At 46.1% G+C, this 24,651-nt stretch carries 23 protein-coding genes; 8 read left to right on the forward strand and 15 right to left on the reverse strand.

Annotation, left to right across the window (positions count from 1 at the left end; all coding sequences use genetic code 11):
* Nucleotides 1-11: 11 nt before the first annotated feature.
* The 6 genes from ACRRSX_RS20940 to ACRRSX_RS20965 form a co-directional block, all read right to left on the reverse strand.
* A complete protein-coding gene (locus ACRRSX_RS20940; RefSeq protein WP_432455669.1) occupies nucleotides 12-2,309 on the reverse strand; it encodes a GumC family protein in 2,298 nt (765 codons plus the stop codon).
* 31 nt (nucleotides 2,310-2,340) lie between these two features.
* Complete coding sequence (locus ACRRSX_RS20945; RefSeq protein ID WP_432455668.1) at nucleotides 2,341-2,874, reverse strand: polysaccharide biosynthesis/export family protein; 534 nt, start codon at nucleotides 2,872-2,874, stop codon at nucleotides 2,341-2,343.
* Complete coding sequence (locus ACRRSX_RS20950) at nucleotides 2,875-4,071, reverse strand: outer membrane beta-barrel protein (protein WP_432455667.1); 1,197 nt, start codon at nucleotides 4,069-4,071, stop codon at nucleotides 2,875-2,877.
* 41 nt (nucleotides 4,072-4,112) lie between these two features.
* Nucleotides 4,113-5,525: an undecaprenyl-phosphate glucose phosphotransferase gene (locus tag ACRRSX_RS20955; RefSeq protein ID WP_432455666.1), complete on the reverse strand. Its 1,413-nt coding sequence runs from the start codon at nucleotides 5,523-5,525 to the stop codon at nucleotides 4,113-4,115.
* Nucleotides 5,526-5,615: 90 nt separating this feature from the next.
* Entirely contained in the window at nucleotides 5,616-6,203 is a 588-nt protein-coding gene (locus ACRRSX_RS20960; RefSeq protein WP_432455665.1) for a PEP-CTERM sorting domain-containing protein, read from the reverse strand.
* 730 nt (nucleotides 6,204-6,933) lie between these two features.
* Entirely contained in the window at nucleotides 6,934-8,031 is a 1,098-nt protein-coding gene (locus ACRRSX_RS20965) for an extracellular solute-binding protein (protein WP_432455664.1), read from the reverse strand.
* A 308-nt stretch (nucleotides 8,032-8,339) separates the two neighbouring features.
* Here ACRRSX_RS20965 and ACRRSX_RS20970 point away from each other — a divergent pair, with 308 nt between their 5' ends.
* The 4 genes from ACRRSX_RS20970 (at nucleotide 8,340) to ACRRSX_RS20985 (ending at nucleotide 11,444) form a co-directional block, all read left to right on the forward strand.
* Nucleotides 8,340-8,699, forward strand: a complete 360-nt coding sequence (locus ACRRSX_RS20970; RefSeq protein WP_432455663.1) for a TraR/DksA family transcriptional regulator — start codon at nucleotides 8,340-8,342, stop codon at nucleotides 8,697-8,699.
* A 105-nt stretch (nucleotides 8,700-8,804) separates the two neighbouring features.
* On the forward strand, nucleotides 8,805-9,737 hold the full coding sequence (gene pyrB / locus ACRRSX_RS20975; RefSeq protein WP_432455662.1) for an aspartate carbamoyltransferase: 933 nt from the start codon (nucleotides 8,805-8,807) through the stop codon (nucleotides 9,735-9,737).
* On the forward strand, nucleotides 9,737-10,195 hold the full coding sequence (gene pyrI / locus ACRRSX_RS20980; protein ID WP_432455661.1) for an aspartate carbamoyltransferase regulatory subunit: 459 nt from the start codon (nucleotides 9,737-9,739) through the stop codon (nucleotides 10,193-10,195). Before pyrB ends, pyrI begins: the two co-directional genes overlap by 1 nt.
* Before the next feature lie 247 nt (nucleotides 10,196-10,442).
* Nucleotides 10,443-11,444 carry a DUF2860 family protein gene (locus ACRRSX_RS20985; RefSeq protein WP_432455660.1) on the forward strand — a complete coding sequence of 334 codons (1,002 nt, stop codon included), beginning with the start codon at nucleotides 10,443-10,445 and terminating at the stop codon, nucleotides 11,442-11,444.
* A 169-nt stretch (nucleotides 11,445-11,613) separates the two neighbouring features.
* Here ACRRSX_RS20985 and ACRRSX_RS20990 read toward each other — a convergent pair whose 3' ends face one another.
* Nucleotides 11,614-12,540, reverse strand: coding sequence for an exo-alpha-sialidase (locus ACRRSX_RS20990; protein ID WP_432455659.1), 927 nt, complete (start codon nucleotides 12,538-12,540; stop codon nucleotides 11,614-11,616).
* A 179-nt stretch (nucleotides 12,541-12,719) separates the two neighbouring features.
* Between ACRRSX_RS20990 and ACRRSX_RS20995 the strand changes: the two genes are divergently transcribed.
* Together ACRRSX_RS20995 and ACRRSX_RS21000 are read left to right on the forward strand one after the other, a co-directional pair.
* On the forward strand, nucleotides 12,720-13,106 hold the full coding sequence (locus tag ACRRSX_RS20995; protein WP_432455658.1) for a DUF3302 domain-containing protein: 387 nt from the start codon (nucleotides 12,720-12,722) through the stop codon (nucleotides 13,104-13,106).
* On the forward strand, nucleotides 13,106-14,248 hold the full coding sequence (locus tag ACRRSX_RS21000; protein WP_432455657.1) for an HlyD family secretion protein: 1,143 nt from the start codon (nucleotides 13,106-13,108) through the stop codon (nucleotides 14,246-14,248). Before ACRRSX_RS20995 ends, ACRRSX_RS21000 begins: the two co-directional genes overlap by 1 nt.
* A gap of 346 nt (nucleotides 14,249-14,594) precedes the next feature.
* Here the strand turns inward: ACRRSX_RS21000 and ACRRSX_RS21005 are convergent, their stop codons facing one another.
* Nucleotides 14,595-15,227, reverse strand: a complete 633-nt coding sequence (locus tag ACRRSX_RS21005; RefSeq protein ID WP_432455656.1) for a YceH family protein — start codon at nucleotides 15,225-15,227, stop codon at nucleotides 14,595-14,597.
* A 297-nt stretch (nucleotides 15,228-15,524) separates the two neighbouring features.
* Here ACRRSX_RS21005 and ACRRSX_RS21010 point away from each other — a divergent pair, with 297 nt between their 5' ends.
* Both ACRRSX_RS21010 and ACRRSX_RS21015 read left to right on the forward strand, forming a co-directional pair.
* Entirely contained in the window at nucleotides 15,525-16,670 is a 1,146-nt protein-coding gene (locus ACRRSX_RS21010) for a GGDEF domain-containing protein (protein ID WP_432455655.1), read from the forward strand.
* A 130-nt stretch (nucleotides 16,671-16,800) separates the two neighbouring features.
* Nucleotides 16,801-17,586 carry an ABC transporter permease gene (locus ACRRSX_RS21015; protein WP_432455654.1) on the forward strand — a complete coding sequence of 262 codons (786 nt, stop codon included), beginning with the start codon at nucleotides 16,801-16,803 and terminating at the stop codon, nucleotides 17,584-17,586.
* 15 nt (nucleotides 17,587-17,601) lie between these two features.
* Here the strand turns inward: ACRRSX_RS21015 and ACRRSX_RS21020 are convergent, their stop codons facing one another.
* From ACRRSX_RS21020 to ACRRSX_RS21050, 7 genes are all read right to left on the reverse strand, one after another.
* The gene (locus ACRRSX_RS21020) at nucleotides 17,602-18,036 is read right to left on the reverse strand and encodes a GNAT family N-acetyltransferase (RefSeq protein ID WP_432455653.1); all 435 of its coding nucleotides are present in this window, start codon (nucleotides 18,034-18,036) and stop codon (nucleotides 17,602-17,604) included.
* 85 nt (nucleotides 18,037-18,121) lie between these two features.
* The gene (locus ACRRSX_RS21025) at nucleotides 18,122-18,328 is read right to left on the reverse strand and encodes a hypothetical protein (protein ID WP_432455652.1); all 207 of its coding nucleotides are present in this window, start codon (nucleotides 18,326-18,328) and stop codon (nucleotides 18,122-18,124) included.
* 210 nt (nucleotides 18,329-18,538) lie between these two features.
* Nucleotides 18,539-19,738 (reverse strand): ABC transporter permease, encoded by a 1,200-nt coding sequence (locus tag ACRRSX_RS21030; protein ID WP_432455651.1) that lies wholly within the window; start codon nucleotides 19,736-19,738, stop codon nucleotides 18,539-18,541.
* Nucleotides 19,735-20,946 carry an ABC transporter permease gene (locus ACRRSX_RS21035; protein ID WP_432455650.1) on the reverse strand — a complete coding sequence of 404 codons (1,212 nt, stop codon included), beginning with the start codon at nucleotides 20,944-20,946 and terminating at the stop codon, nucleotides 19,735-19,737. Before ACRRSX_RS21035 ends, ACRRSX_RS21030 begins: the two co-directional genes overlap by 4 nt.
* Nucleotides 20,933-21,628 (reverse strand): ABC transporter ATP-binding protein, encoded by a 696-nt coding sequence (locus ACRRSX_RS21040; RefSeq protein ID WP_432455649.1) that lies wholly within the window; start codon nucleotides 21,626-21,628, stop codon nucleotides 20,933-20,935. The genes ACRRSX_RS21035 and ACRRSX_RS21040 overlap by 14 nt, the downstream gene beginning before the upstream one ends.
* Nucleotides 21,621-22,745: an efflux RND transporter periplasmic adaptor subunit gene (locus ACRRSX_RS21045; protein ID WP_432455648.1), complete on the reverse strand. Its 1,125-nt coding sequence runs from the start codon at nucleotides 22,743-22,745 to the stop codon at nucleotides 21,621-21,623. The genes ACRRSX_RS21040 and ACRRSX_RS21045 overlap by 8 nt, the downstream gene beginning before the upstream one ends.
* Before the next feature lie 398 nt (nucleotides 22,746-23,143).
* Nucleotides 23,144-24,097, reverse strand: coding sequence for a hypothetical protein (locus ACRRSX_RS21050; RefSeq protein WP_432455647.1), 954 nt, complete (start codon nucleotides 24,095-24,097; stop codon nucleotides 23,144-23,146).
* Nucleotides 24,098-24,651: the final 554 nt, after the last annotated feature.

A 24,651-nucleotide genomic window follows, 5' to 3' on the forward strand; every position in this document is an offset into this window, starting at 1 on the left:
AAACTAAGTTCTTATGACTGTGTGGCCTTACCGCTCTGATTTTGATATCCGTAGTATTGGTAATCCCCATATTCATTTTTCTGTTTAGGACTGGCTTTATTAATCACCACACCATCGATGGCAATATCATGTTTTATAAGACTTTCTAAACTACTATTCAGTTGCTTTATATTGGTGCTTCCGGCTTGAACCACCAACAATGCGGCTCCTGCTAAGCGGCTGAGTAATAAACCATCGCTCACCGCCAATAGCGGGGGCGAATCAATAACAATCTTGTCATAGCGCTGCTCTAACTGTTCAATCAACATCGCAAACTTATTTGAGGCTAATAGCTCCTGAGGATTCGGGATCAACATGCCACCAAATAAGGTATCAAGACCCGATTTTTTATGATGATAAATACAATCACTCAGCTCTGCGCCCATCACCAGATGATTGGTGAGGCCCAACGGATTTTGATTAAAACCAAAACGCTCAGACAAGCTAGGTTTGCGTAAATCAGCTTCAATCAGCAATACTTTTTCCATGCCCGCCATTGCCATCGCTAGGTTCATGGCCGTAGTGCTCTTACCTTCGCCAGGTACCGAAGAAGTAATGCACACCCGTTTACGCTGGTTGTTGACCAAATTAAATAACAGGGAAGTTCGAATAGTGCGGATCGATTCACTAAAATATCGCTGCTTTTCATCAAAAAACACCTGACTATCCATCAGTTTATTCTTATATTTTTTAGCGTTGATTTTTGGGATTGCACCGAGCGGATGTAAGCCCAGCTTTTCTTGGATGTCGGATGACTTCTCGATAGTGTTATGAAAAGCATCCGTAATTAACACTAAGACCATGGAAAACAGCAAACTGGCCAAAGCAACTAAGGCAATGATGAGACCTTTATTGGGCTTCGCTGGGTCTAAAGGGATGACCGCGCGATCGCTAAACCGCGCCACTGCCGACTGAAAATCATTGGTCGCTGCAGTCTCTTTCTGTCGATTCAAGAACAGATCATAGAGCTTACGATTACTATCAACCTCACGCTTAAGCGCGTCATAGGTCGCGCGCTTCACCGCAATCGCTTGGAACTGAGTTTTCTTACTGGCTAATTCTGCTTGAATTGAATTTTCTTGCTTAACAGCCCCTCTTAACTCTTTTTCTATCCCCGTGGCCAAATCGTTAAGCACCCGACCAGCTCTCTCTCGCACTGCCGCTAACTGTGCTTGGGCTTGGATCATTTTGTCATGTTTCGGACCATAACGCTTACTCAATTCAGAAACCAAACGTTCCGCTTCAATCTCAGCGACACGAACATCACGCAACTGCGGGTGATTGGAAATCACAGAAATCGAAGACAGTTCAGCTAAACCGGCGTTCCGGTTATCTTGTAGTACATAGTAGAGTGACTCTGCGGCCACTCGGCGATCTCTGGCATCGCTGAGCCGGCGACTTAAATCATTTAACTCATTCGAAGCCAAACTATCGACGCCGCTCACATCAACCAGTCCTTCCGACGTTAAAAAAGCGGCTTGGCGACTCTCTGATTGCTCGACCAATGCTCTCAGTTTATCTAAACGAGTCTCTAACCAAGTGCTCGCCTCTTGATTGGCATACAATCGAGATTCTCGGTTATTTTCGATATAGGCTTCCCCAACAGCATTTGCAACTTGCGCAGCCAATTGAGGATCCTCGGATTCAAAGATGATTTTTACCAACTGAGTTTTTCGTAGTGGGCTAATACTTAAACGCTTACGAAAATTCTCCATCACCGTTTGCTGCCTTTTTTGGAGCAGCATCTGTTCACTGAGCGGCTCTCGTAATGGCAATAAACTCAGCAACAAAGGCGAATGAACGCCAAGATTATACAGCGTCTCGAGAGGATTCTTCAGTTGCATCCAGCCACTGTCGGCTTGCTCTCCATTTAATTCAGGGTACTGCTCTAGCTGTAACCCTTGGATCACTTTTTGCGCAATGGTACGGGATTTTAATAGTTCAAACTGGGTGAGATAGTATTCTTGTTTAGAGGTATCAACCCCAATCACGTCTTCAATCGAGACCGCTTTTCTTTGCTCCGCTTCGATCAATAGCACCGCCGAAGCTCGATAAACCGGGGTAATCGAAAATGTAATCAAGGCGGCAAGTAAGGCAGCCAAAAAAGTAAAACCAATAATCATCCAAGCCCGTCGACGTATTACCGAAAAGTACTGGCTCAAATCAATAAACTCATCTTTATTCACTGGTCGCTGCAAAGAATTAAGTCCGAGCCTGGCAGCTGGGTTGTCTATATGCAGGACGTTGCGTTGGGCTGTGTGATTCACCATTAGACTTCCTTGTTAATCCAGTATCTTGTCGTTAAAAAAAGCTAGCCTTGACGACGATAATATCTCCGGGCTCAACCTTGGTATTGAGACTGACCTTATTTTGAGGGCTGCCACCATTTCCAGTCGTCACATTAATATTTGATTTAGACGCTCGCTGGGTAAATCCACCCGCTAAAGCCACCGCTTTTTCTATGGTTAAACCTGGCTGATAGGCGTAACCACCGGGTTTCTCGACTTCTCCATTAATAAAAACTTGTCGGTACTGGACAATATTCACCGAAACTTTAGGTTGAATTAAATAGTCACCTTTTAAGCCCGACTCAATGGTTTGTTTCAAGGTTTGAGTGGTTGCATCACTCACCGTCAAACGACCTAGGTAGGGATAATCAATTTTGCCACTATTGTTAATCAGCACTTGCATACTGAGATCGTCTTCGCCATAAACATGAATATTAATTACATCACCTGGCCCAAGTCTGTAGGAATCATCGCTGGCCGCCTGACTCACTAGGCTAGGTAGCAGCAACATTAAAAACAATAGGTAAGCAGCGAACCGATTCATCATCTAAAGAGTCCCCGAGAAGTGAATAAACATGACATTTTGCTGGTAACTTAAGCCTGCAACCGAGGAAGACTTGTCTTCTCTTTGGTAACTAACATTCAGCTTCAACCAGCGGCGTAACTCATATTCGATAGCCACTTTCGCCAGCGTAATCTGCTCATCACGATCGACACCTGTATAAGCGAGGTCGGTATCGCGATAACTTAGCTCCGTGGAGAGCCGATCCAGCCAGTAATGCTGCCAACTCGTCTGATAAATAGTTTCATCAATATAGTTGCCTAATTGATCGGGATCTTTCGCAATTTTGCTAGTAAAAACATTGAACTGTGAGTATTCCACTGGCAAATAATTAAATGACAATAACCAACTCAAACCCGAAAAGTGCTCGCGCTGGGCTGACTGGTAGCCTTTATCCTCATAACCGATCCGAGCAGAACCGCTAGACTTACCGCTAATGTCCCACTCGGCCCCTGCATAAATAAAACTATCATCGTTATTTCGACTGGCCTGATCGCTTGCGTTCAGCCGATAACGTCTTGCGAGTTGCTTAGCCTCCAACAACAATTCGGTGGCATTGGAGACTCGGTAGAAAAAGGTGGCACCATAACTGAGCTGTCGCCAGTTCCGATATTGAGTTAGCGACTCCAGATTTTGATACTGCTTGGTTTCCCAGGCCAATTGCAGGTCGACACGCCCGTAGGCCTGCGGCGCACCATAGGAATAAACACTCTGCAATTTATTACTTTGAAAATAAATCAGCTCTTGGATATCACTCCCCAAGCCTTGCGATAATCCTCGCCCTCTTTGCTCATGCTGATGAGCGAACCGATAAGCCAACTTGAGCCGATGCCTAAGCGCTAACTCAAGCTCAGCTTTAGCGGCAAGCTGGTGATCGAGATAGTCATCCACATGACTCTCGAAATACTCAGCCGCAGAAATTTTGTAGCCCAGCTCATAAGAAGCAAGATCACGTTCTGCGAGGACCTTGAGCGCTGCATCCAAGACCAAAATATTAGATGAGGATGAGTCTTTTTCCGCGAGTGTAATATTGTCATCATATTTATAGCCGAGCCCTAACATTGGAACCAGTGCCAAGCCAGACTCGGTCATATAGGGCTGCGGGGCCAACTTTGCATTCACAACATGACTCAGCATAAATAAAGTCCCCATTAAAACCATAAAGGCTCGAAAAATTACCATGAACTTCCTTGTAAAATCATTGCTGGCGAGGCTTGAATTCCCTAGTACGCCTGCTCACTACGAAAACCTTTAAAAATAGTGAGGTAAACAATTTTTATGTCCATCCACAAACTCCATAATTGGATGTACTCCAAGTCGTAAGCGATACGGCGCTCCATTTTGTCGAGGGTATCCGTTTCACCTCTGCAGCCATTAATTTGCGCCCAACCAGTGATCCCAGGTTTTACCTTATGGCGCAGCATGTAACGGTCAACCACTTGGCGATATTCCTCATTATGAGCAACCGCATGGGGACGCGGGCCAACGATCGACATAGAACCCATCAGTACGTTAAAGAACTGGGGCAATTCATCTAAAGAAGTTCGACGAATAAACGAACCAAAACGAGTCACTCGTGGATCATTCTGAGTGGCCTGAGTCACCTTACCGCCATTTTCCATTACCTTCATCGACCGAAACTTCCATACCCGAATTCTCCGACCATCTAAGCCGTAACGATCTTGCTTGAACAGGATTGGACCAGGCGAGCTGAGCTTGACGCCAATCGCCAACGCGATTAACACAGGACTAATCAGCAACAGAATGATGCTGGCTAAGATAATGTCTTGCACTCGTTTAGTGAATACACTGGCCAGCCCACGAAAAGGGCTGTCAAATACACTCACCGTTTGAATGTTTCCCAAACTACTCCAGCGGGAATGAATGAGATTATAAGTAAAGAAATCAGGCACAATGAAAGTGGTACAGGTGGTATCGGACAGCTGCTTCAAATAGCCGCTAATCCGACCCTTAGCATGCATTGGTAGTGCCACGTAGACATGATCTACTTGACCACTTTTTGCCAAATCGAGGGCTTGGGAAACCCGCCCAACCGGACCAAAATATTTGGAATCATCTGCCAAGCGAGCGCAATCTCGGTCATCAAAGAATCCCATGAAAACCAAACCTAAATCCGGGTTAGCAATTAACTCTTGCTGAAGCCTGAGACCCGTTTCCGAGACGCCAATAATCAACGCCTTACGCGTGTTATAGCCAGTTTGGCGTAACAGCGCCAAAATTTCCCGAAACACGATACGCCAAACGATCAATGCGATAGGCGTGACTAATAGCCAGCCCCCGAGAACCAAACGTGAATAGTTATCGGAAACCTTCAAGAAATAGTTACTTGCGAGGATCACTGCAACCGTCACCAACCAGACACTCAGAGTCACCTTCGCTTGTTCTTTTACCGAGGCTATTCGCCACGAACGATACAGCGTGAATGACTCTGCAACAATTAAGAAGACGATGCCTAAACCAATAGCCAACATCTGGAAGTCATCATCAACCTGACCCGTTCTCCACCACGCTAATCCAGCCAGAGTGGCAAAGATGATCGCAAGATCTGTAATACGATAGACCAACGCCAGTTCGAATTCATGGCTGCGAACCAATCCATTTCTCTCGTTTCCCATAACACATCCTTGTGCCAATCAATTGACCGAAAAGAATTTTATATCAAGAGATTCATGCTGCAGATGACTCTGCAGCGCTCGGTAAACCACTTAATTTTGAAAAGGAAGTCCCCGACGTGTAAATAGCCCAACCATCACCAGCGCAAACAACACTAACGAACCAGGTTCAGGAACGGAAGTCACGCTAAAGGTCGTTCCGCCAACATAGGTCTGTTCTGCATAGGCATAAACCGTCCATTCGCCGACTTCTAAAATATCGTTGCTAGCAATATAGTCATCACTCCAGTAACTCAATAAACCAGAACCCGAAGCCTGCCAAGTTTCAATATCATCCCAAGCGCTATACATGTAACTGAAAGCTTGCTCAAACCCGCCAAAATACCAATAGAAGGTAATATCGAATAAACCATTAGCAAAACCGCCAGTTCCCTCATCGCTTAAGCGATTTAAGGATTGGAGATCGAAACTCACGGCAGCGCGAATATCATCATCAATGTCGATAACACTTGCCGGACTAGGAACAGCGCCACTACTCGGATCTTGCTGAGGAGTGGGATATCCTCCCAAATACACCACCGGTCCTGCCGGTACACTGGGGTTTTCTGAGGCCGTTATAATCGTGGCCGAAGTATTAAATGTAGTTAAACTGATAAGTAAAAATAAGATGGAAGCCTTCATCGCGGTTTTCCTTTACCAAATAGTGAAAAGCAACAACTCTCATTTGTAATTAGGCAAACATTAAGCCATAAATGATAAGCTCGTCACACTTTTTGTTAACATGCTGTTTTTTAAAACTTTTACTTCCACACTATTATTAATTTGATTACTTATATAAAATTAAGTTTGTAAATTAATTCGACACTATGTTACTAAAACAATATTCCTGTATTTTTTATGACCTATCGCTGTATGTAATTTGCCCTCATCAATGAACTAAAAAAGACCAAACTTTGTCGCAAATTCCTCAGTTTTATCTAGTTAGAATTAAATATTCAGGATATCAATAAAATATCGATACACTGTAAAGTTGGCTGACATCGACACAGTGAACCCCCAACAACACTCGAGTAAATACCAAGTTGTTGTTATATAAGAGCATTCATAACTAATACCCTGATTTATTTCCACCAACTACTTGCCGTATTCTGCTCAGCAAAAAATATATTGTTCGAGCGACGAGTAACGGTTTAGCTGGCGAGGTCAATTTAGCGTTGAAAAAATAATATAAATTGCGATGAAAGAGGAGCGTCAGAGCAACCAAGCGAATAACGGCAACCACGCGCTCAGAGAGGATAAGCATATTGCAATATGCTCGAGTCAACCTTCTGGCTGTAACCCTTCGCAGGATAAACCACAAAAAATGCCAGCATTTCGCTGGCATAATTTCAATACGGAGTGTTCTGTTTAGTTAACGTCCCGACTTAAACTTGGTCCATAAGCGAGTACGAACCCGTTCAACCTTCGGTGGAACATTGGTAAATCCATAGAGATTTTTAGCCGCGGCTTCGCTTGGGTAAATTCCCTGATGCTGAGCAATTTCAGGATTGATTAAAGCGGTCGCCTTAGTATTTGGATTGGCAAACCACACAAAATCGGTCACCTTGGCGATCACTTCGGGACGTAATATATAGTTGATAAAAGTATGAGCGTTATTCGGGTGACTCGCATCTTTGGGAATAGCAAACATATCAAACCACACACCAGCCCCTTCTTTAGGGATGATATATTCAAGTTCAACGCCATTTTTGGCTTCTTCGGCACGCTCATCCGCCATTAACACATCGCCCGACCAGCCGATCGCGACACAAATATCGCCACTGGCTAAGTCATTAATATACTGAGAGCTATGAAAATAACGAATACTTGGCCGCAGTTGCGCCATTAGTGTTTCAATCTCCCCTTTATAGTCTGCCATATTGCTGCTACCGGGATCCTTCCCCATATAATTCAGCATCGCCGCAACCACTTCACTGGGCGCATCCAAAAAGGCTATGCCGCACTCGCTCAATTTCGCTGCGATCTGTGGATCAAACACCAGCGACCAACTATTTAAATCAGCATCATCACCTAAAATTTGTTTTACTTTATTCACGTTATAACCAATACCCGTGGTGCCCCACATATAAGGGATGCCATACAGGTTACCCGGATCATAATGTTGTAGCGTGGCTAGAAGTGTCGGATCCAGATTGCCCCAGTTACTCAGTTTGCTGCGGTCCAGCTTTTGATAAACACCCGCTGTAATTTGCCGACCATAGAAGTCATGAGAGGGGGCGACAATATCAAAGCCGGTGCTTCCCGACAGCAATTTAGCCTCCAACATTTCATTAGAATCAAATACGTCATAAATCACTTTAATACCCGTTTCTTTTTCAAACTCGGAAATTGTGTCCTCGGCAATGTATTCGGTCCAATTGTAAACATTCAGTACTTTCTCTTCTTGAGCCATTACTACATTGGTCACTACAGCAAGTAGTCCAACCAACAGCATGTTTATTTTATTCACTCATGCAATCCTCAATATACGGTGATGCTGACATCACTCGTTTGTTTATTCTATAAATGTAGTCTATAAACTGCTTTGATAACTGGCAGAGCCATTTAATCACAGCCTGCCAGATTAAAGCCGCGAGATAGTACTCGTTAATTAATCGAAACCCAAGTGCTAGCTGGCTAACAATTATCCAAAAAAGCGCTTTGAAAAGCCTTTACTAGTCGTTAAAATCGACGATTAACTAAATTTTTGGGTTATATACGTACTAAGTTCGCTTACGTACTCGCGTTTAACACACTAGGAAGAAGACATTCAAAACAATGATTAACGACCAACAAATTGAGACGATTCGTCAACAACTCAGCCAGAAACTAGAGGAAATTCAACTTCGTCTTGAACAAGATAACGAGTTGATTAAAGACAAAAGTGATCTAGGGGATGACGTTGATCGAGCCAATCAAGAAGAGTCTCAACAAATGCAGCTTAATCGTCGCCAACACGACCTTGCTCAAGTAAAAAGCATTAAGGATGCATTACGTCGTATTGAGGAACAAGACTATGGTTTTTGTGAAAGCTGCGGTGAAGACATCAATGCCGCACGACTCAACGCTCGCCCAGAGTCACGCTACTGCATCGACTGCCAAGATTACCGCGAACGTAAAAGTAGCCAATATGCTTAAACAACTACAAATTAATCTTAGAATTAGTCACTAAGATCATATTCACTTGCTCTGCTCGCTGTTATAATTCCGTTCCGATTTCACATCGGATTAGGATCTGCGAGCATGAACAACCCGCTTTATCAAAAGCACATTATCTCCATCCCTGATTTATCCCGTCAGGAACTCGAGTTAATTGTCGACACCGCACAAAACATAAAACAACAACCCCGTCCTGAGTTACTCAAAAATAAAGTTGTTGCTAGCTGTTTTTTTGAAGCCTCAACCCGTACTCGTTTGTCTTTTGAAACCGCAGTGCAACGTTTAGGCGGGAGTGTGATTGGCTTTGCCGATGGTGGTAATACTTCGCTGGGCAAAAAAGGCGAAACCTTAGCGGATTCGGTGAAAGTGATCTCTTCTTATAGCGATGCGTTTTTTATGCGCCACCCCCAAGAGGGAGCCGCTCGCTTAGCCAGTGAATTCTCCAGTGTGCCAGTGGTGAATGGCGGCGATGGTTCTAACCAACACCCCACCCAGACCTTACTCGACTTATTTACCATTTATGAAACGCAAGGGAGTTTAGAAGGCCTTAAAATTGCGTTTGTTGGTGACCTTAAATACGGACGCACGGTACATTCGCTTACCCAAGCCCTGTCCTTATTTGGTTGCGAATTTTACTTTATCGCACCGAAAGCATTGGCCATGCCTGATTACATTACCGAAGAGCTAAATGAGCGCAAAATAAAATATCATTTATATGACAGCATCGAAGAGGTCGTTGGAGAACTGGATATTTTGTATATGACTCGCGTGCAAAAAGAGCGCTTCGATGAGACAGAATACCAGCATATCAAATCCAGCTTTATTCTTCGGGCCAACATGCTTGAACAAGTGCAAGACAACCTCAAGATCTTACACCCGCTGCCCCGAGTCGACGAAATCACCACCGATGTAGATAGTACGCCCTACGCCTACTACTTCCAGCAGGCTGAAAATGGTGTTTATGCTCGCCAAGCTTTACTCGCGCTAATCATGACCAATGAATTTGGAGTTCAATAATGAAGAAAAAACTGCAAGTTGAAGCGATTGCTCACGGCACAGTGATTGACCATGTACCTGCGGGGCAAGGAATTAAAATCCTTAAATTTTTTCAGTTATCGGCGGCCCAAGAACGGATCACGGTGGGCTTAAACTTACCCAGCGGAGAACAACAAAAGAAAGACCTAATTAAAGTTGAAAACACCGTTTTTGATGAAAACCAAGCCAATCAACTAGCCTTATTTGCCCCTCATGCCACCATCAACTTGATTGAAGACTTTGAAGTCGTGCGTAAGTTCCATGTCTCCACTCCGGAACAAATCAAAGCTGTATTTGCCTGCCCGAACAGCAATTGTATCAGCCACAACGAGCCTATCGATAGTCACTTTTATGTTCGTCATAAACAAACAGACATCAAGCTAAAATGTCATTACTGCGAAAAATCCTTCGATCTAAGCCTATTCCCTGAACTCGACTAGATTCAAACCAACCCAGCCACAACATGCGCTAAACTCGGTGTTGTGGCTCGGAATCAGAACACTTTACAAACAACAGCTTATTCGACTAAATATTAAGAAATCCTCAACATACTGCTGTTAATTTACCCAATACCTAAGTTATGCTGTGCTTTGTTTAATCACTGTCAATCGCTCACTTATCAAAAGTTGGCGTCATGAACATAACAAAATGAATTTCTTAAAATTATTTAGCACAAGGACGTAAGCGATGTTGAATCGAGTTAGCAGTATTTTATGCTGTAGTCTGTTACTGAGTTTCGCCGCTGGCGCTCGTCCACTCGCAGAACAAGCTGGATGGTCGGCCACCCTTAATCTCAACTTGGGTTATGTTGGCGGGCAAAGTCAATTTTCCACTGATGATGACAACCAAGTCACTCATGATCTAAATAATAGTGGCCAGAGCACCAATACGCTGATTGCCTATCCTTTGTTACGAGCCTCTTACACCACTACCGACCTAAAAAATCAGTTTTTTGTGGGTAACAGTAAAGAGAACTTAGGCCGAGCCCAGTTTCAATACGAGTTGGGTTATCGCCGCGCGATCAGCAATAAAAGTCAGTTAACCGTTGCTTACTTCCCAGAGTTGCCATTGATGAATGATACCTGGAGTGATCCTTATATCACTAATGTGGCTCGACAAGAAACTGATGAAAATGTCCAAGGGGGACGACTGCGTTATCAATCCATTGCCGATAGTCCATTTACCCTTGAATATGTTTATGCCAAACGTAGCATTGACAACGAACAAAGTGGGGTCGCCATATTTGGCCAAGGTTCCAGCCAAGCCCAAGCGCTAAATCGCAATGCCAATTTACACCGAGTCATTGGCGAAATGTTTGTGCCACTTTCCAAACAATGGTTTCTGTCTCCAGCCCTGGTCTACACGACGAGCAAAGCGGATGGTAGCGCCAACGATTTTAATAGCTATACCCTGCGTCTAAACAGTGTTTATAAAATTGAGCGTCATTTATTAACGGTCAACCTAGAGTTAGGTCAAACTAAGTATTCTGATGGCAACCCGGTATTTAATATGCAAACTCAAGAGGATGACCGACTCTCCTTATTTGCAATTTACCTCTACCAACGTCCATTTGCTTGGAAGAATGCAATGTTTAATGTCACCGCTGGCTATCAAAATAGCGACTCAAACATTAACTTCTACGACAGTAAAGGCTTCATCACCACCTTTGGTTTTGGTTATACTTTTTAGTGGTACAGCATTGAATCAAGGGCAGCGTTAGCTGCCCTTTGCGATAAGGTTTGCTCATTACTTAGATTCGCAATAAGAACTTTTTATCATGCCGATTGGTACGCCGCCTGGCGTACCAGCAAATACAGCTCAAGTCACTGCTGCAAACATTTACCAAGGGTCTTGGATGTTAGTCTTCGCTTAAATCCAGTTCCGCTAAGTAAATTGCGGTCTTATCCTCATGACTGGAGTAATAACTGCAATACAAGGTATTACCTCGCTGTACTAAACCTGGATAACTGGTATCGCCACCGGAAGGTAAAACTTGCACTTCTTTTAAGCGCCCCTGATCTGCATCAAGCCAACACAAACTGGTACGCACCGGTTGGTATAAACGTAGTGCACAGAGCAACCGCCCATCGTCCAGCTTAAGCATTACCGGACCACCAATTTGTAATGCTAAGTCCTGCCATGTCCATTCCAAATAAGGCGGCTTCGCATAACCCAGTTGAGCGCTTGCGCTATCTTTATCGCGCCTTAATAAACATAGCGCCGAGCCATCATCAAGCAAACTCAAGTCATGCTCATTGGGGTAAGCGAGGCCATTTTGTTTAAGGCTAAACAAGGGATCTAAATGAAGCTGATAGTTCCCTTTCGCGTCCATCCGATATAGATCTACCTTATCCAAGCGATAACTATAAGCCACTGCATAGGCGCTATCGGCTAAATAACGGCTACGCCACAACCACATCCCGGCTTCCCCTTGTGGGCTCAACTCCGACCAAATTAACCCGTCATCAGACCAAGCAATATAGCTTTGTAACTGCGATGATAGCTCGTGACGCGTTACACCTGCGCAAGTCAATAACATACGTCCATCCGGGCTCACAACCAATTTAGGGTCTCGTAAATCCAAACCATCCACATGCAGGAAAGCCGCCGGTTCAAAATCGGTTTGCTCAAAACCACGACGTAAGATCCGAATGTCTCCTTGTTCACTCACATGTGCACTGGCTTCGCGAAAACACAGCCACAGCGAAGCGGCAAATTCACACATATCAGTAAACGCATTATGCTCAGCCTTATCCCAGACTTGTTCCACCGAAGATAATCTCATGTTGACCTCACCGCGATTAATTCAATATTGAGTAAAAATGAGCCTATGATTTTTAGTGTGAATGCAGCTTTTACTTGCAAATTAACCATAGTCTACACAGTTAGTTCAGTTATCGGCTATGATCGTTTAAGCTAAATCAATAGTTTAAGTTGCTCGCAAAAATATCCCGAGGGGGGACTATGTTTTTGGATTTTTTCGCTTTAGGTTTACTGCTTTTTGTCGCGCTTACCCTGTTTTACGGAATTATAGCCATTCATGATATTCCCTATGAAATATCAAAACATCGCAATCACCCCCACCAAGATGCGATCCATGTTGCCGGTTGGGTGAGCCTATTCACGTTGCATGTATTGTGGCCATTTTTATGGATTTGGGCCACGCTGTATCGCGAAGACCGAGGTTGGGGCTTTCAACAAATCGAGCAACGCCAACAAGACTTAGAAAATCAAGAACAGCAACTCGCCTCACGAGAACAGGTGATGGAAGCCGAAATCAGTAAACTCAAACGCCAAGTCGCCATCATCAGTAAGCATGTGCAACAACTAGAACAAGGAGAGAGTCAATAATGGATTTATTGCTTATTCTCACCTATGCGGGCCTGTGTATCGCTATTTTTAAGATCTTTCGTATTCCGCTCACCAAGTGGACGGTGCCAACCGCAGTATTAGGTGGCATCTTCATCGTTGGGGTATTGATAGTATTGATGAACTATAACCATCCCTACACTGCCAACGCCCGACAAATATATACCTCGGTCCCTATCATGCCTCTAGTTCGCGGTAAGGTGATTGAGGTTCCAGTGGAAGTTAATCAGCCGATACAAGCCGGTGAAATCTTATTTAAACTGGACCCAACACCATTTCAAGCCATCGTTGAACAACGTCAGGCCGAATTGGCCAGTGCCCAACAATTAGTGCCCCAACTCATGGCACAATGGGCCAGCGCCAAAGCAAATACCACCGCGGCTATCGCCGAGCGAGATCGCAACTTAAAGTCTTATCAACGTTATGCCGAAGGACGAAAGAAAGGCGGAGCAAATAGCCCCTTCACCGAATTAGAAGTCGAAAACCGCCAACAAGCCTACCTTGCTGCTGAAGCTAAACTACAAGCGGCACAAGCCAACGAAACCATTGCAAAACTCGCCTATGATTCGCAAATCAACGGCGTGAATACTAACGTGGCACGCATTCAGGGGCAGCTCGATAGTGCTTTGTTCGATCTAGAGCAGACCGTGGTCCACGCACCGAGTGATGGCTTTGTTACCCAGGTCGCATTGCGCAAAGGCATGGTGGCCGTACCAATGCCGCTGCGCCCTGTCATGACTTTTATACCCAAGGAACAATCAATGTTTGTCGGCGCCTTTTGGGAAAACTCTATCAAGCGCCTGAAAGCGGGTGATCAAGCTGAATTTATTGTTACCGCGCTGCCTGGCGTAGTATTTAAAGGCACCGTAAGACAAGTGATGCCAAGCATTGCCGAAGGTGAATTTCAAGCCAACGGAAACTTAAGTGGTGCAGCGGTATTTTTTAAACATAGTCGCAGTTTGGTGATCATCGATCCCGAACCTCGATTCGATGAATATCAACTGCCAATGGGCATTAGCGGCCAAGTCGCCATCTATACCGAGCATTTCCATCATCTCTCAGTGATGCGCAAAGTGCTACTCAGAATGCAAGGTTGGATTAACTACATTTTCCCCTTTCATTAATCGCCAAGGCGTCGCGAACCAAAAGGCCAGCAATATGCTTGGCCTTTCTTATGTCGACGCAGGTAAAGTTCTAGTTTATCGCCCTTTACCAATCTAACTCATTACCGGTTCACTCTTGCTGGCCTTAATCACCACTAACGGCGTTATATATCTTGTTATTAGAGCCACGAGTTACTGCACTTCATGCCTGGTTATCGGCAGATTTATGCTGCGCAATACGTTGATCGTATAATGAATCAGATTGGTATTACATGCCGTCGCCGTTGAGCATTCAATCCTTCCGTTGTTTTCCAAACTAAAGCTGTTTGAATTTCCAAAAACGAGCCAATGGCAATATAAAGAAGCATTACTCTAAGTCTTCAACTCTTCGCTTTAGGGCTGCTAACTCTTGTTTAAGCGCATTTATTTGTTGTTGTAGCTCGCCCTCTGATGAAGTTTCTCGCGTAGAGTCTGGGCTCACCGCCAAGCTAGATTCTCCAGAAAACAAATGCATATAACGCGATTCACGTTTCCCTGGCTCGCGCTCTAATTTAGAGATAAATTTGCCACTCTCATGTTCACTCAACGCCTGTAAATTTTGCTCCACTTCTTGAACACTACTAAAGTTTGCTAAACGCTGGCTGCGAGTACGTAATTCTCCAGGGGTTTGCGGCCCGCGCAAAAACAATAAACAAATAATCGCTCGTTGTTGCTCGCTGAGTTGTAAACCACCAAACTGAGAATTGCAAAAGCGATGTTGGTAACGAACCACCCGTCCAGCCATCGGAGCCTCGGTCACTAAACGCAATTGTTGTAATTGAACCACTGCATCTTGCACCTCAGCTTCAGACAAACTCATCACTGGCTCTCGATTACTCTTTTGATTACAAGCTAAGGTTAAAGCATTTAGCGACAGCGGATATTGGTCTGGCGTCGTTGTTTCTTTTTCTAGTAAAGCGCCAATCACACGAGTTTGTTCTAAAGATAAATTTTGTTCCACAGCTCACCTCAATAACATGTTACAGCAGTAGCTTAATGCACTACCGACCCCAGAATACGCCAAACTGAATTGCCAAGCAGCTTAACATGATGCGTTTCGTGGATAACTTCAACTAAACTGAAAAAACTGAAATAGAAAAAGTGCTTTAAAAGTGCTCATTTTTCACGTTTTATTGATGTAGATTAGCGTTATCGCCTAGATTCATCGGTATGGTAGCTCTCCGCTTCATATCGAATAATCATGGCTACACTGCTATATCATCGAGCAGTCAATTACAGATAGGCTGGAAAGCAACAAATGGAACCGTTTCGTTGGACCTCTGATTTTGAAACTGGCTTGGAGGAAATAGACAAGCAACATCACCAATTAATCGATCTGATTAATAAAATTGGCAATTTTCTCACTCAAAAACAGATATCAACCGAAGAACTAAGACCATTTACCGTAGAGCTGAATCACTATGTGGTAGAGCACTTCCAAGAAGAAGAACAATTAATGACATTATGCCGAGTCGACCCTCGACATAAAAAAATCCACATTACAGCTCACCGCGAATTTCTTGACGAAATAAATAAATTTGAACATCTAGACAACAGCAACCAGCATGCCCAAGTTAAGCAGCTATTAGACTACCTGATTCAATGGCTGGCTTATCATATTCTCGGCATTGACCAAGAGCTCGCGAAACAAGTGCAATATATCGAAAGCGGTGAACCGCCTGCAACCGCCTACAGCAAAGCCGCGCAGCCTAAAGATTTGGCAACCGAACCCTTAATTACCGCATTACGTGGTTTATTTCATCAAGTTAGCGTACGCAATCATGAGTTACTCGAACTCAATCAAAACTTAGAAAAAAAAGTACAAGAACGCACCCTCGCCTTGCAAAAAACCAATCAACATTTGCAATCTTTGGCCCATACCGATGTTCTCACGGGTCTGCCCAATCGACGCCATGCAATGATTCAACTCAAAGAATTATGGCAACAATCCTTAACACAACAAAGTCCCTTAGTCTGCATGATGATAGACGCCGACCATTTCAAACAGATTAATGACCAAAAAGGCCATGATGCTGGCGATACAGTATTGATGTTACTCGCGCGCAATTTACGCGAATCGGTCAGAAGTGATGATGTGGTGGCTCGCCTAGGGGGCGATGAGTTCTTACTCATTTGTCCAGACACCGATCAAGACGGCGCCTTAAGGCTCGGGTCTGCGATTCGTCAGCGAGTCGCCAATTTGTCCATCAACCAACAATATAAAATAAGTGTGAGTGTAGGCATCGCCAGTCGCAGCTCAGAAATGACCCATCACGAAGCGATGATCAAGGCTGCCGACAAAGCAGTTTATCAAGCCAAAGCAGACGGTAAAAATTGTGTGCGCATGTTCCAACCCAAGCAAGATGAACCTGCAAACAAGGCGCTAAAACAGCAAGCCCAGTAAACCATTCAGCAACCTGAGCCGTCACTATTTCGAGGTAACTCGGCAACGCTACAATATGGATTAAAGGTTGCAGCGAACACCAAGCCGTGTTGAACTTCAATTTTCTCTTGAAGTCTATTTGGGAGCACCCATGACCATTGATATAAGCTGGCCTGCACTCGCTTTTTTTTCACTGATATTGCTGGTCCCATTGCTCATTAACTGGCATTTTCACTTAGCTTTGGGCAAAGATATGCTCTTGAGCATCTTCAGAATGGTGGCACAGCTCGCTTTACTCGGCGTTTATCTGCAGTTTCTATTTGATTTAGATAAACTTTGGATCAACCTACTCTGGTTAGCGCTGATGCTCATGGTTGGAGCCAGCGCCATCATTGATAAAGCCAAGCTGCCTAAACGAGGTTTATTTTTAGCGGTCACTTGCGGCCTGCTACTCGGTTTAAGCCCAGTGTTATTCATTTTGCTGTTTGGCCTGCTCAAGCCGGATCCCAGCTACAGCGCCCAATACCTGATCCCCCTCGCCGGTATGTTATTAGGCAATAGCCTCAGCGGTAATATTATCGCTCTACAGCGCCTATTTAACCGCCTCAGCGAAGCCAAACAAGAATATTATGGCTACCTTGCGCTAGGAGCCAATCGCAGCCAAGCCACTCAAAGCTTTGTGCAATCGGCAATGCAGCAATCCTTCGCCCCCTTGCTAGCCTCCATGAGCACAGTTGGTATCGTGACCCTACCAGGTATGATGACTGGACAAATTTTGGCTGGCAGTGACCCATTGGTCGCGGTGAAATATCAGCTGGTGATTTTAATTGCGATCTTAGTCATGCTCAGTATTTCCGTCTCGACCACCTTAAGTCTGAGCATTCGAACCACCATCAGCCCCTGTGGCCGAGTCAACATCCCCAGTCCCCACGCTTAATCAGCGAGCCAGACTTCACACCTCTGGATTGCTCGAGGCATTAAAGGAAAACATCCGCACCTCGTCACGGGGGAACCAATTCAGGCTTTGATAAAACTGCTGAGCATGTAAGTTATCCAGATGCACAAACAGGTGGGTTTTCGCAATGCCCTGGCACTTGAAGGCCGCAACCACTTGCGCCACTAACTGACGCCCCAAGCCCTGCGAGCGATACGCTTTCGCCACGACTAAGTGTTGTAAATAACCTCTTCTGCCGTCGGTGCCTGCCAATACCGCCCCAACCAACTGCTGCTGCGCCACAGCCACAAAACTTAACCCCGGATTCCGCTGTAAATAAGCCGCAATACTTGGCTCCGAATCAGCATCACGCAAGGTCATCCCTTCGGCCTGCCTCCAAAGCGCCATCACTGCTTGATAATCCGCGGCTCGCATTTCTCGTAATACTGCCATTCAAGCCTCCGTCAACTAAATGAGCATCAATTTAAGCCAAAGTCGCCACTGCAGCCAAAGTGATAAGATAAAAAAGCGGCCAACACTACCAGCGGATAAAATAAGGGAGCACTGCCAGTAATAAGCCAACCAGCAATAACATACTCAGGCTGGACACAAAATAAGGCACAATACACAAGGCAATACCAACACATAGCGGCACGATTGCCTGCTGCTTTCTGCCATAACTAAAATAGCCGATACCGATAGCGCCAAACAGCACCCCCCATATCATCATCGCGCTACTATCCATCAAATCTCCTAATGGCTAATCATAAAGCGAGCAACCAAAACGAATAGCTGAAAGCTAAAATACTGCTTTTAGCAATGCACAGCAATCACGAATGCCATACAAATCAACTGAACGGGTGACCGATTAATCAATCATATGCAAAGCACAAACTCACCAGCGCTAGCGGTGCGTCCAATTTTTTATTGAATGCGCCAAAGCAGCAACCAATACTTATTCGTTACGCAGCGCTTCCACCGGATCTTGCTGCATGGCCCGCCAAGCGGGCAGTACTCCAGCTATCAGACCAACCCATACACATAGCAACAATGCGAGCAGCAAATAAAGAGGATGAACCACCAAAGGAAGCTCTGGAGCCAAGGCATGAACACTTAGTTGCACGGTAAGCAACAGCGCCAGGCCAACCAGCCCTCCGCTTAATGCCAAAGCGATCGCCTCGGCCAAGAACAACAGTAAGATCGTAGCACGCCGAGCCCCAAGCGCACGCAGTAAACCCACCTCTGGGATCCGTTCTTGTTGAGCAATACTCATGATGGTGAAGATCCCCACTGCACCAATGAATAAAGAAATTGCCCCCAGACCTCCGATGGCAGCCTTAATGATGCTGAGGATCTTATCCAGGCTCGCCAGCATGTCTTGCTGAGTATACAGAGTAAAATCTTCGCGACCATGGCGCCGAAACAACCGCTCAAAAATCCGCTGTTGCATGACTGTGGCAGGGATATCGGGGCGGTAAACCACATCCACCTCCATTAAGCTCTCGCGATTGAAGATAGCCAGCGCATGCGCGGCCGGAATATACACCACATCATCCAAATCAAAGCCAAGAAATTGCCCCTTTGGCTGCATCACACCAACAATGCGAAAACGGCGCTCACCCACCCGCAGAAACTGCCCCAACGGCGCAGCGTTAGGAAACAACTCCACAGCTAGCTTACTGCCCAATACGGCCAAGTTTCGCGGGCGCTGACTCTCATCCGGCGGCAAGAAACGCCCCTGTTCGATACTAAAATGCCAAGCTTCGGCGGCTTGATAACCCACCCCCAGGATGTCGCTGTTACGGCTCAGCTTGCCCGCTTTTAGCTCCCCAGTACCCGAGGTGACAGGCACCACGGCTACCACGCCTGCCAGCCGTCGCAAACTTTGCGCATCGGCCAAGGTTAAGGGACGCACGGTACTGATCACCCCACCAGACAGCCCCTGAGTGGTCACTTTTCCGGGCGTAACGGCGATCAGGTGCGAACCAAACTGAGAGAAGCTGTCTAAAAGGTAGAGACGCAAGCCTTCGCCAATCCCGGTTAAAGTGGTAACGGCAGCTATCCCAATAGCAATACCAAGCGCACTAAGCAGATTACGTAGACGCCCTGACAAGAGGCTGCGCAATAACCAAAAAAACCAATCCCCCACTCTCATTGATGACTCCCCTTCAAACTTTCCACTGGCTTCTGGCGGGCGGCTTGATTTGCCGGCAACAACGCAAACAGTAGGCCGATCACCACGGCGCTGAGCAAGGCGCTGGCGGAAGCCCACAGCGGAACCTGTACCGGAAAGTCCGGGTAATACCAAGACAACAAGACCACCGCCGAATATCCCACTAGCAGACCGACGATGCCCCCACCCAATGAGAGAAGCATTGCTTCGCAGAGGAACAGGCTACGCACCGTGCCATTACTGGCTCCTAAAGCTTTTAGCAGACCAATTTCGGCACAACGCTGATGGGTACTAATCAGCATAATATTCATCATCATGATACCGGCAACAATTAAGCTAATAGCGCCAATCCCAGTCACGGCTAGCGTGAGCGTAAACAAAATTTCGTTGAAAGTGGCGAGTAACGAATCGGGACGCAGCAGAGTCACATCGGCCACCCCTTGATGCCGTTCGGCGATCACTTGCAGTAGTAAAGATCCCTGCGCGGCTAAGTCCTGCGGTGTGAGCGTTTGAACAAACAGACGATACAGACCGGGAGCATTAAATAAGGATTGAGCAGAAGCCACTGGGATCAGTACCGTCTCGTCAAATTTAAGCCCCATATTGCTACTCTCGCTAGTAAAGGTGCCAATGACTCGAAAGCGGCGATTATCCAAGCGGATCCATTGTCCCAAAGGATTCGCTTGAGCAAACAATTCTTGCGCCAGAGTCGCGCCGAGTACACACACCGGACGAGCACTTTCAAGCGGAATATCGGGCAGCGTTTTACCACGCAACAAGCGCAAACGGTGAGTGGCGAAGATCTCGGCAGTGCTCCCCAGAATCATCGATTGACGATTGCGACTAGCAAATTTTACTTCACTAGCGCCCAGCACCAGAGGCGCAACTCGCAGATGAGGGATGCGACGCTGGATATGCGCCATATCAGCCAGCGTCAGATCTCGCAGACTAGTGCCCGTCACAGGCGGCATACCACCCGTTGTCTCCTTACGCCCAGGTAAGATGATCAGCACATCTTTGCCTAAAAATGAGAATTCCTGCTCTACGAAATTACGCGCCCCTTGCCCCAGGGCGGTCATCATCACCACAGAGCCAACACTGATGGCTATCGCTGCCAATAACATTACCGCCCGTAGCCGCTGCCGCAACAAAGCAGCGAGCGCATAGCCGATGGCGTCAAGCAAGCGCATGCGGAGTCACACCCGAGTCTTGAATAATCGCACCATCGGCCATTTGCAGCATTCGCCTCGCTCGCTCACCAAGGCTAAGATCGTGAGTCACAACGACCAAGGTGATCCCGGTCTCTCGATTTAAGCGTTCCAGCAGCTCAATCACCTCACCACCGGCGTGACTGTCGAGGTTACCAGTCGGTTCGTCAGCCAATAATAGGGCCGGGTTCATCACCATGGCGCGCGCAATTGCCACGCGTTGCCGCTGACCACCAGAGAGTTGCTCGGGTCGATGCTCAGCACGGGCAGTTAAATCTAACTGACTGAGCAGCTGGCTCACCTTTTGTTGGCGAATATGGGGAGTAATCCCCGCCAATATCAAGGGTAGTTCGATGTTTTCCATCGCCGTGAGACGAGGAACTAAATGAAAGGATTGGAAAATGAACCCGATCGCGGTACTTCTAAGATAAGCCAGTTGACGCTCGTTCATCGCGGCGGTGTCTTGCCCTTGCAGTTGATATTGCCCACTATCAGGACGATCCAATAAACCAAGCACATTCAGCAAAGTGGATTTTCCGGAACCCGATGGTCCCATCACTGCCACATACTCCTGCGCTTGAATGGTCAAGTTGATTTGCTTAAGACCATTGATCAACTGCTCTCCCAATTTGAATCTGCGATCTACCTGAGTCAATTTAATCATCGCCGCTGACCTGCATTCCCGGCTGATATTCAACCCGAGCCGCTTGACGAACAATCTGCTGACCCTCGTGCAACCCCGAAAAGATCTCCTGCCAACTCCAGTTGCTCAGTCCAAGCTCAGGTTTAAGCGGCTTCAGGCTATTATTTTCAAACAGATAGACCACGCCTTCAGCAGTGATGGCTTCCGTCGGAATGCGCAGTACCTGTTCGCGGCGCTGGATCTCGATCTCCAAGTCAGCGCTATAACCAATCAGTAACTGAATATCGCTCGGCAATGCCCCTAGCTCCACTTCCACCTCCACGGTGCGAGCCTGTTTCTCCAAATCGAGAACATAGGGAGCAATACGACTTAGGCGAGCAGGAAAAACTTGCTTTGGTAAGGCATCGAGCAGCACATTCACCGCTTGTCCGACCCGTAATTTGGCTGCGTCGACCTCGTCAATGGGAGCTGAGACATACAGGCAACTAACATCAATCAGATCGATAGCAGGCAAGGTCGCGACCCCCGGCGGAGAAGGCGTAAGATACTCGCCTAGCTCGCCATTCACTTCCGCCACAATGCCACTGAAGGGTGCAAATAAATGGGTTTGTTGCAACTGAGCCTCGGCCAGCTTAAGCTGAGCGCGCGCTATCAGCAGCTCCGTTTCACTCGCCTCACAGTTTAAGGCACTGGTAGCAGCCAAGGTATCGGCCCGATCAATACTCGTTTCCGAGGTCAGCGCATGCTTTTGTAGCGGTTGTAAACGCCGTGATTCTCGTTGCTCGAAGCGAGCCTGCAAGCAAGCTAACTGGGCGTGTTGCTGGGCCAAGGTAACACGAGCCTGAGCTTGCTCTTGCTGCGCCTGCAGATCTTGATCCCAGAGTGCCAGCAAAGGCTCGCCTCGCTTGACCCGATCCCCCTCTCGAACATGCAACTCAGCGATCACGCCACCCACCGACAAAGCTAAACGCGCTCGCTGGCAAGAGTTAATGGTACCGGCGCGCGTATTAACCACCGTTTCGATCACATCGCCAACTTCCACCCGAACCAAAACCACTGACAGTGGTTTACTGCGCAACCACCAAGCAGTGAAGATGAGCAGTGCGACAATCAGCAAGAGCGTGATAATTTTCTTCATCAGCGGTGCGAAACCCTCTGCATAAAACCATGTAATAAGTGTGGTCAATAAACGCCAGAAGTTCGAGTGTCCTGTGAACATAAGTGACACGAGAGGGTGTGATATTTGGTAAATAAAGACAGGCAACAATAGAGAAACCCAAAAGGCCTCAAAACTTATCGGTTTGCACAGCACTGGCATGTGCTATCACCAAATTAGATAAATTCAAAACGACCCGGCTGCAACCAGCATGATCAAATACGGATTTAAAGTTCCAAATTCTATTTTCGCTTGGATATGGATGATTCGACTTCACGATTATAAGTAAAACGCTCTGCGAGGAATCGCGTGCCAGATATTGTGGTACCGGAAGCCAGAGAAGAGCCGGCTAGCCGACGATACGTGCCACCTTTATATAACTACTTTCTTTCTCTTCTTGGCCGCTTAGATCGCCTATCCACTATCGATTCAGCAGCCACTGTCGGCCGATTTGGGCTGGGTTGGTTTAATCTGGCAACGACCCCCACAGTGGAAAAAAGGCCATACTTTTTCTCAAAGTGATTTAAGCTTGAGACCTGTCCCGAAGTATTACTAAACTGATCAGACATATTCTGTGGGTTAAACACGACGCTGCCGAGTGAGCTCGGCAGTATTCCCTTAAATAGATGCTGCTTGCCTTTGCCTGAAACCCCAACCTGATTAGCGGCTTTATTTTGGTCGACATTAATCACTTCGGAACGTGTCGCTTTTTTATCTTCCTCCACCACCGATGACATTAAAATTTCACGAGTAGTTTTATTCTCTACGTCAAAACCACGAATGACCGGGCCAGCATCCCCCCATGCATTCATTCTTTGACTAGCGATTTTTTCCCGTGTAGCAGTTTGGCTGTTGATAAATAACGAAGGGGCCTGTAATTGAAATTGATTACGATTTTTACGTGCTTTATGAGCTTCCAGTGCTGTTTTCATCGAACTAAAGCCGGAACTTTTACCTTTTGCTTTTTTTCGTTCTTGCATAATTCTACCAACATCAGCCGCCTGCTGTGCAATATTGAATGATTGCTTAAGATCCGATTTAATGTGCTGTTCAGAGTAGCTGGCTACATAGTATTGCGCTCTTTGAGCATCCCCAAAATTGATCCAGGTTTGCTTCGTGCTCCCTTCAACAGGAGTAATTTTCCCCCCTAGACCTTCATGAATATCTTTATAGGCTGAACCCGGTTTTGCTGGTGCAAATACCGTGGTAAAGGCGCGTTGCGAGCCTTCCTTATTCCCAGGAGTTAAATGACGGTCATCAACATTAACAAGCTTTTTATTGGCGACAATCCTGCCATCAATTGCGTGGGCAAAAGGTCTAATCGGCTTATCCATTTATATCTATTCCTCGCTATATTCATGCTTTATATAGACATCATTCCCCTAGGTAAAAGCGTCGACCGACTGCATATCTTAAGGGTTGGTAAAACCAGAACCACCCTGTTGGTTCTATAGCCATAACAGAACCGACGATCACATATTTAAAGCTAGCACACTTTTTATAGGACTCAGGTTCACAAACAACCACCGAGGCCGTTTATTGCGCTGACGACGCTAAAGAGCAGCCGACTTCCCATGACAGCATTTCTGCGATAAACAAAACATACAAGCTCCCAAAGAACAGCTAGCCACATGTGGGATGATCAGACCTTCGCAATCACCAAGGCGTGATATGCGGTACTGTTGCTCCCTCCCCAAACAGTCGCCAGCTCCATTTTAAATCAGACCATAGCCCTTCAGCAGTGCGAAACTAACGCTCACGGCCCCTTGATCGCTATCTAATTTGAGAAAGATCTAGATCAAGATTCAAACAAATATCATTGGCATTAGTATTTTTATATTAAATAAACATAAAAAACCGTGGTATAACAATACGATATGTTTTTGTT

It is taken from the genome of Agarivorans sp. QJM3NY_30 (genome assembly GCF_050870855.2).
In the GTDB taxonomy this organism is placed as follows: Bacteria; Pseudomonadota; Gammaproteobacteria; order Enterobacterales; family Celerinatantimonadaceae; genus Agarivorans.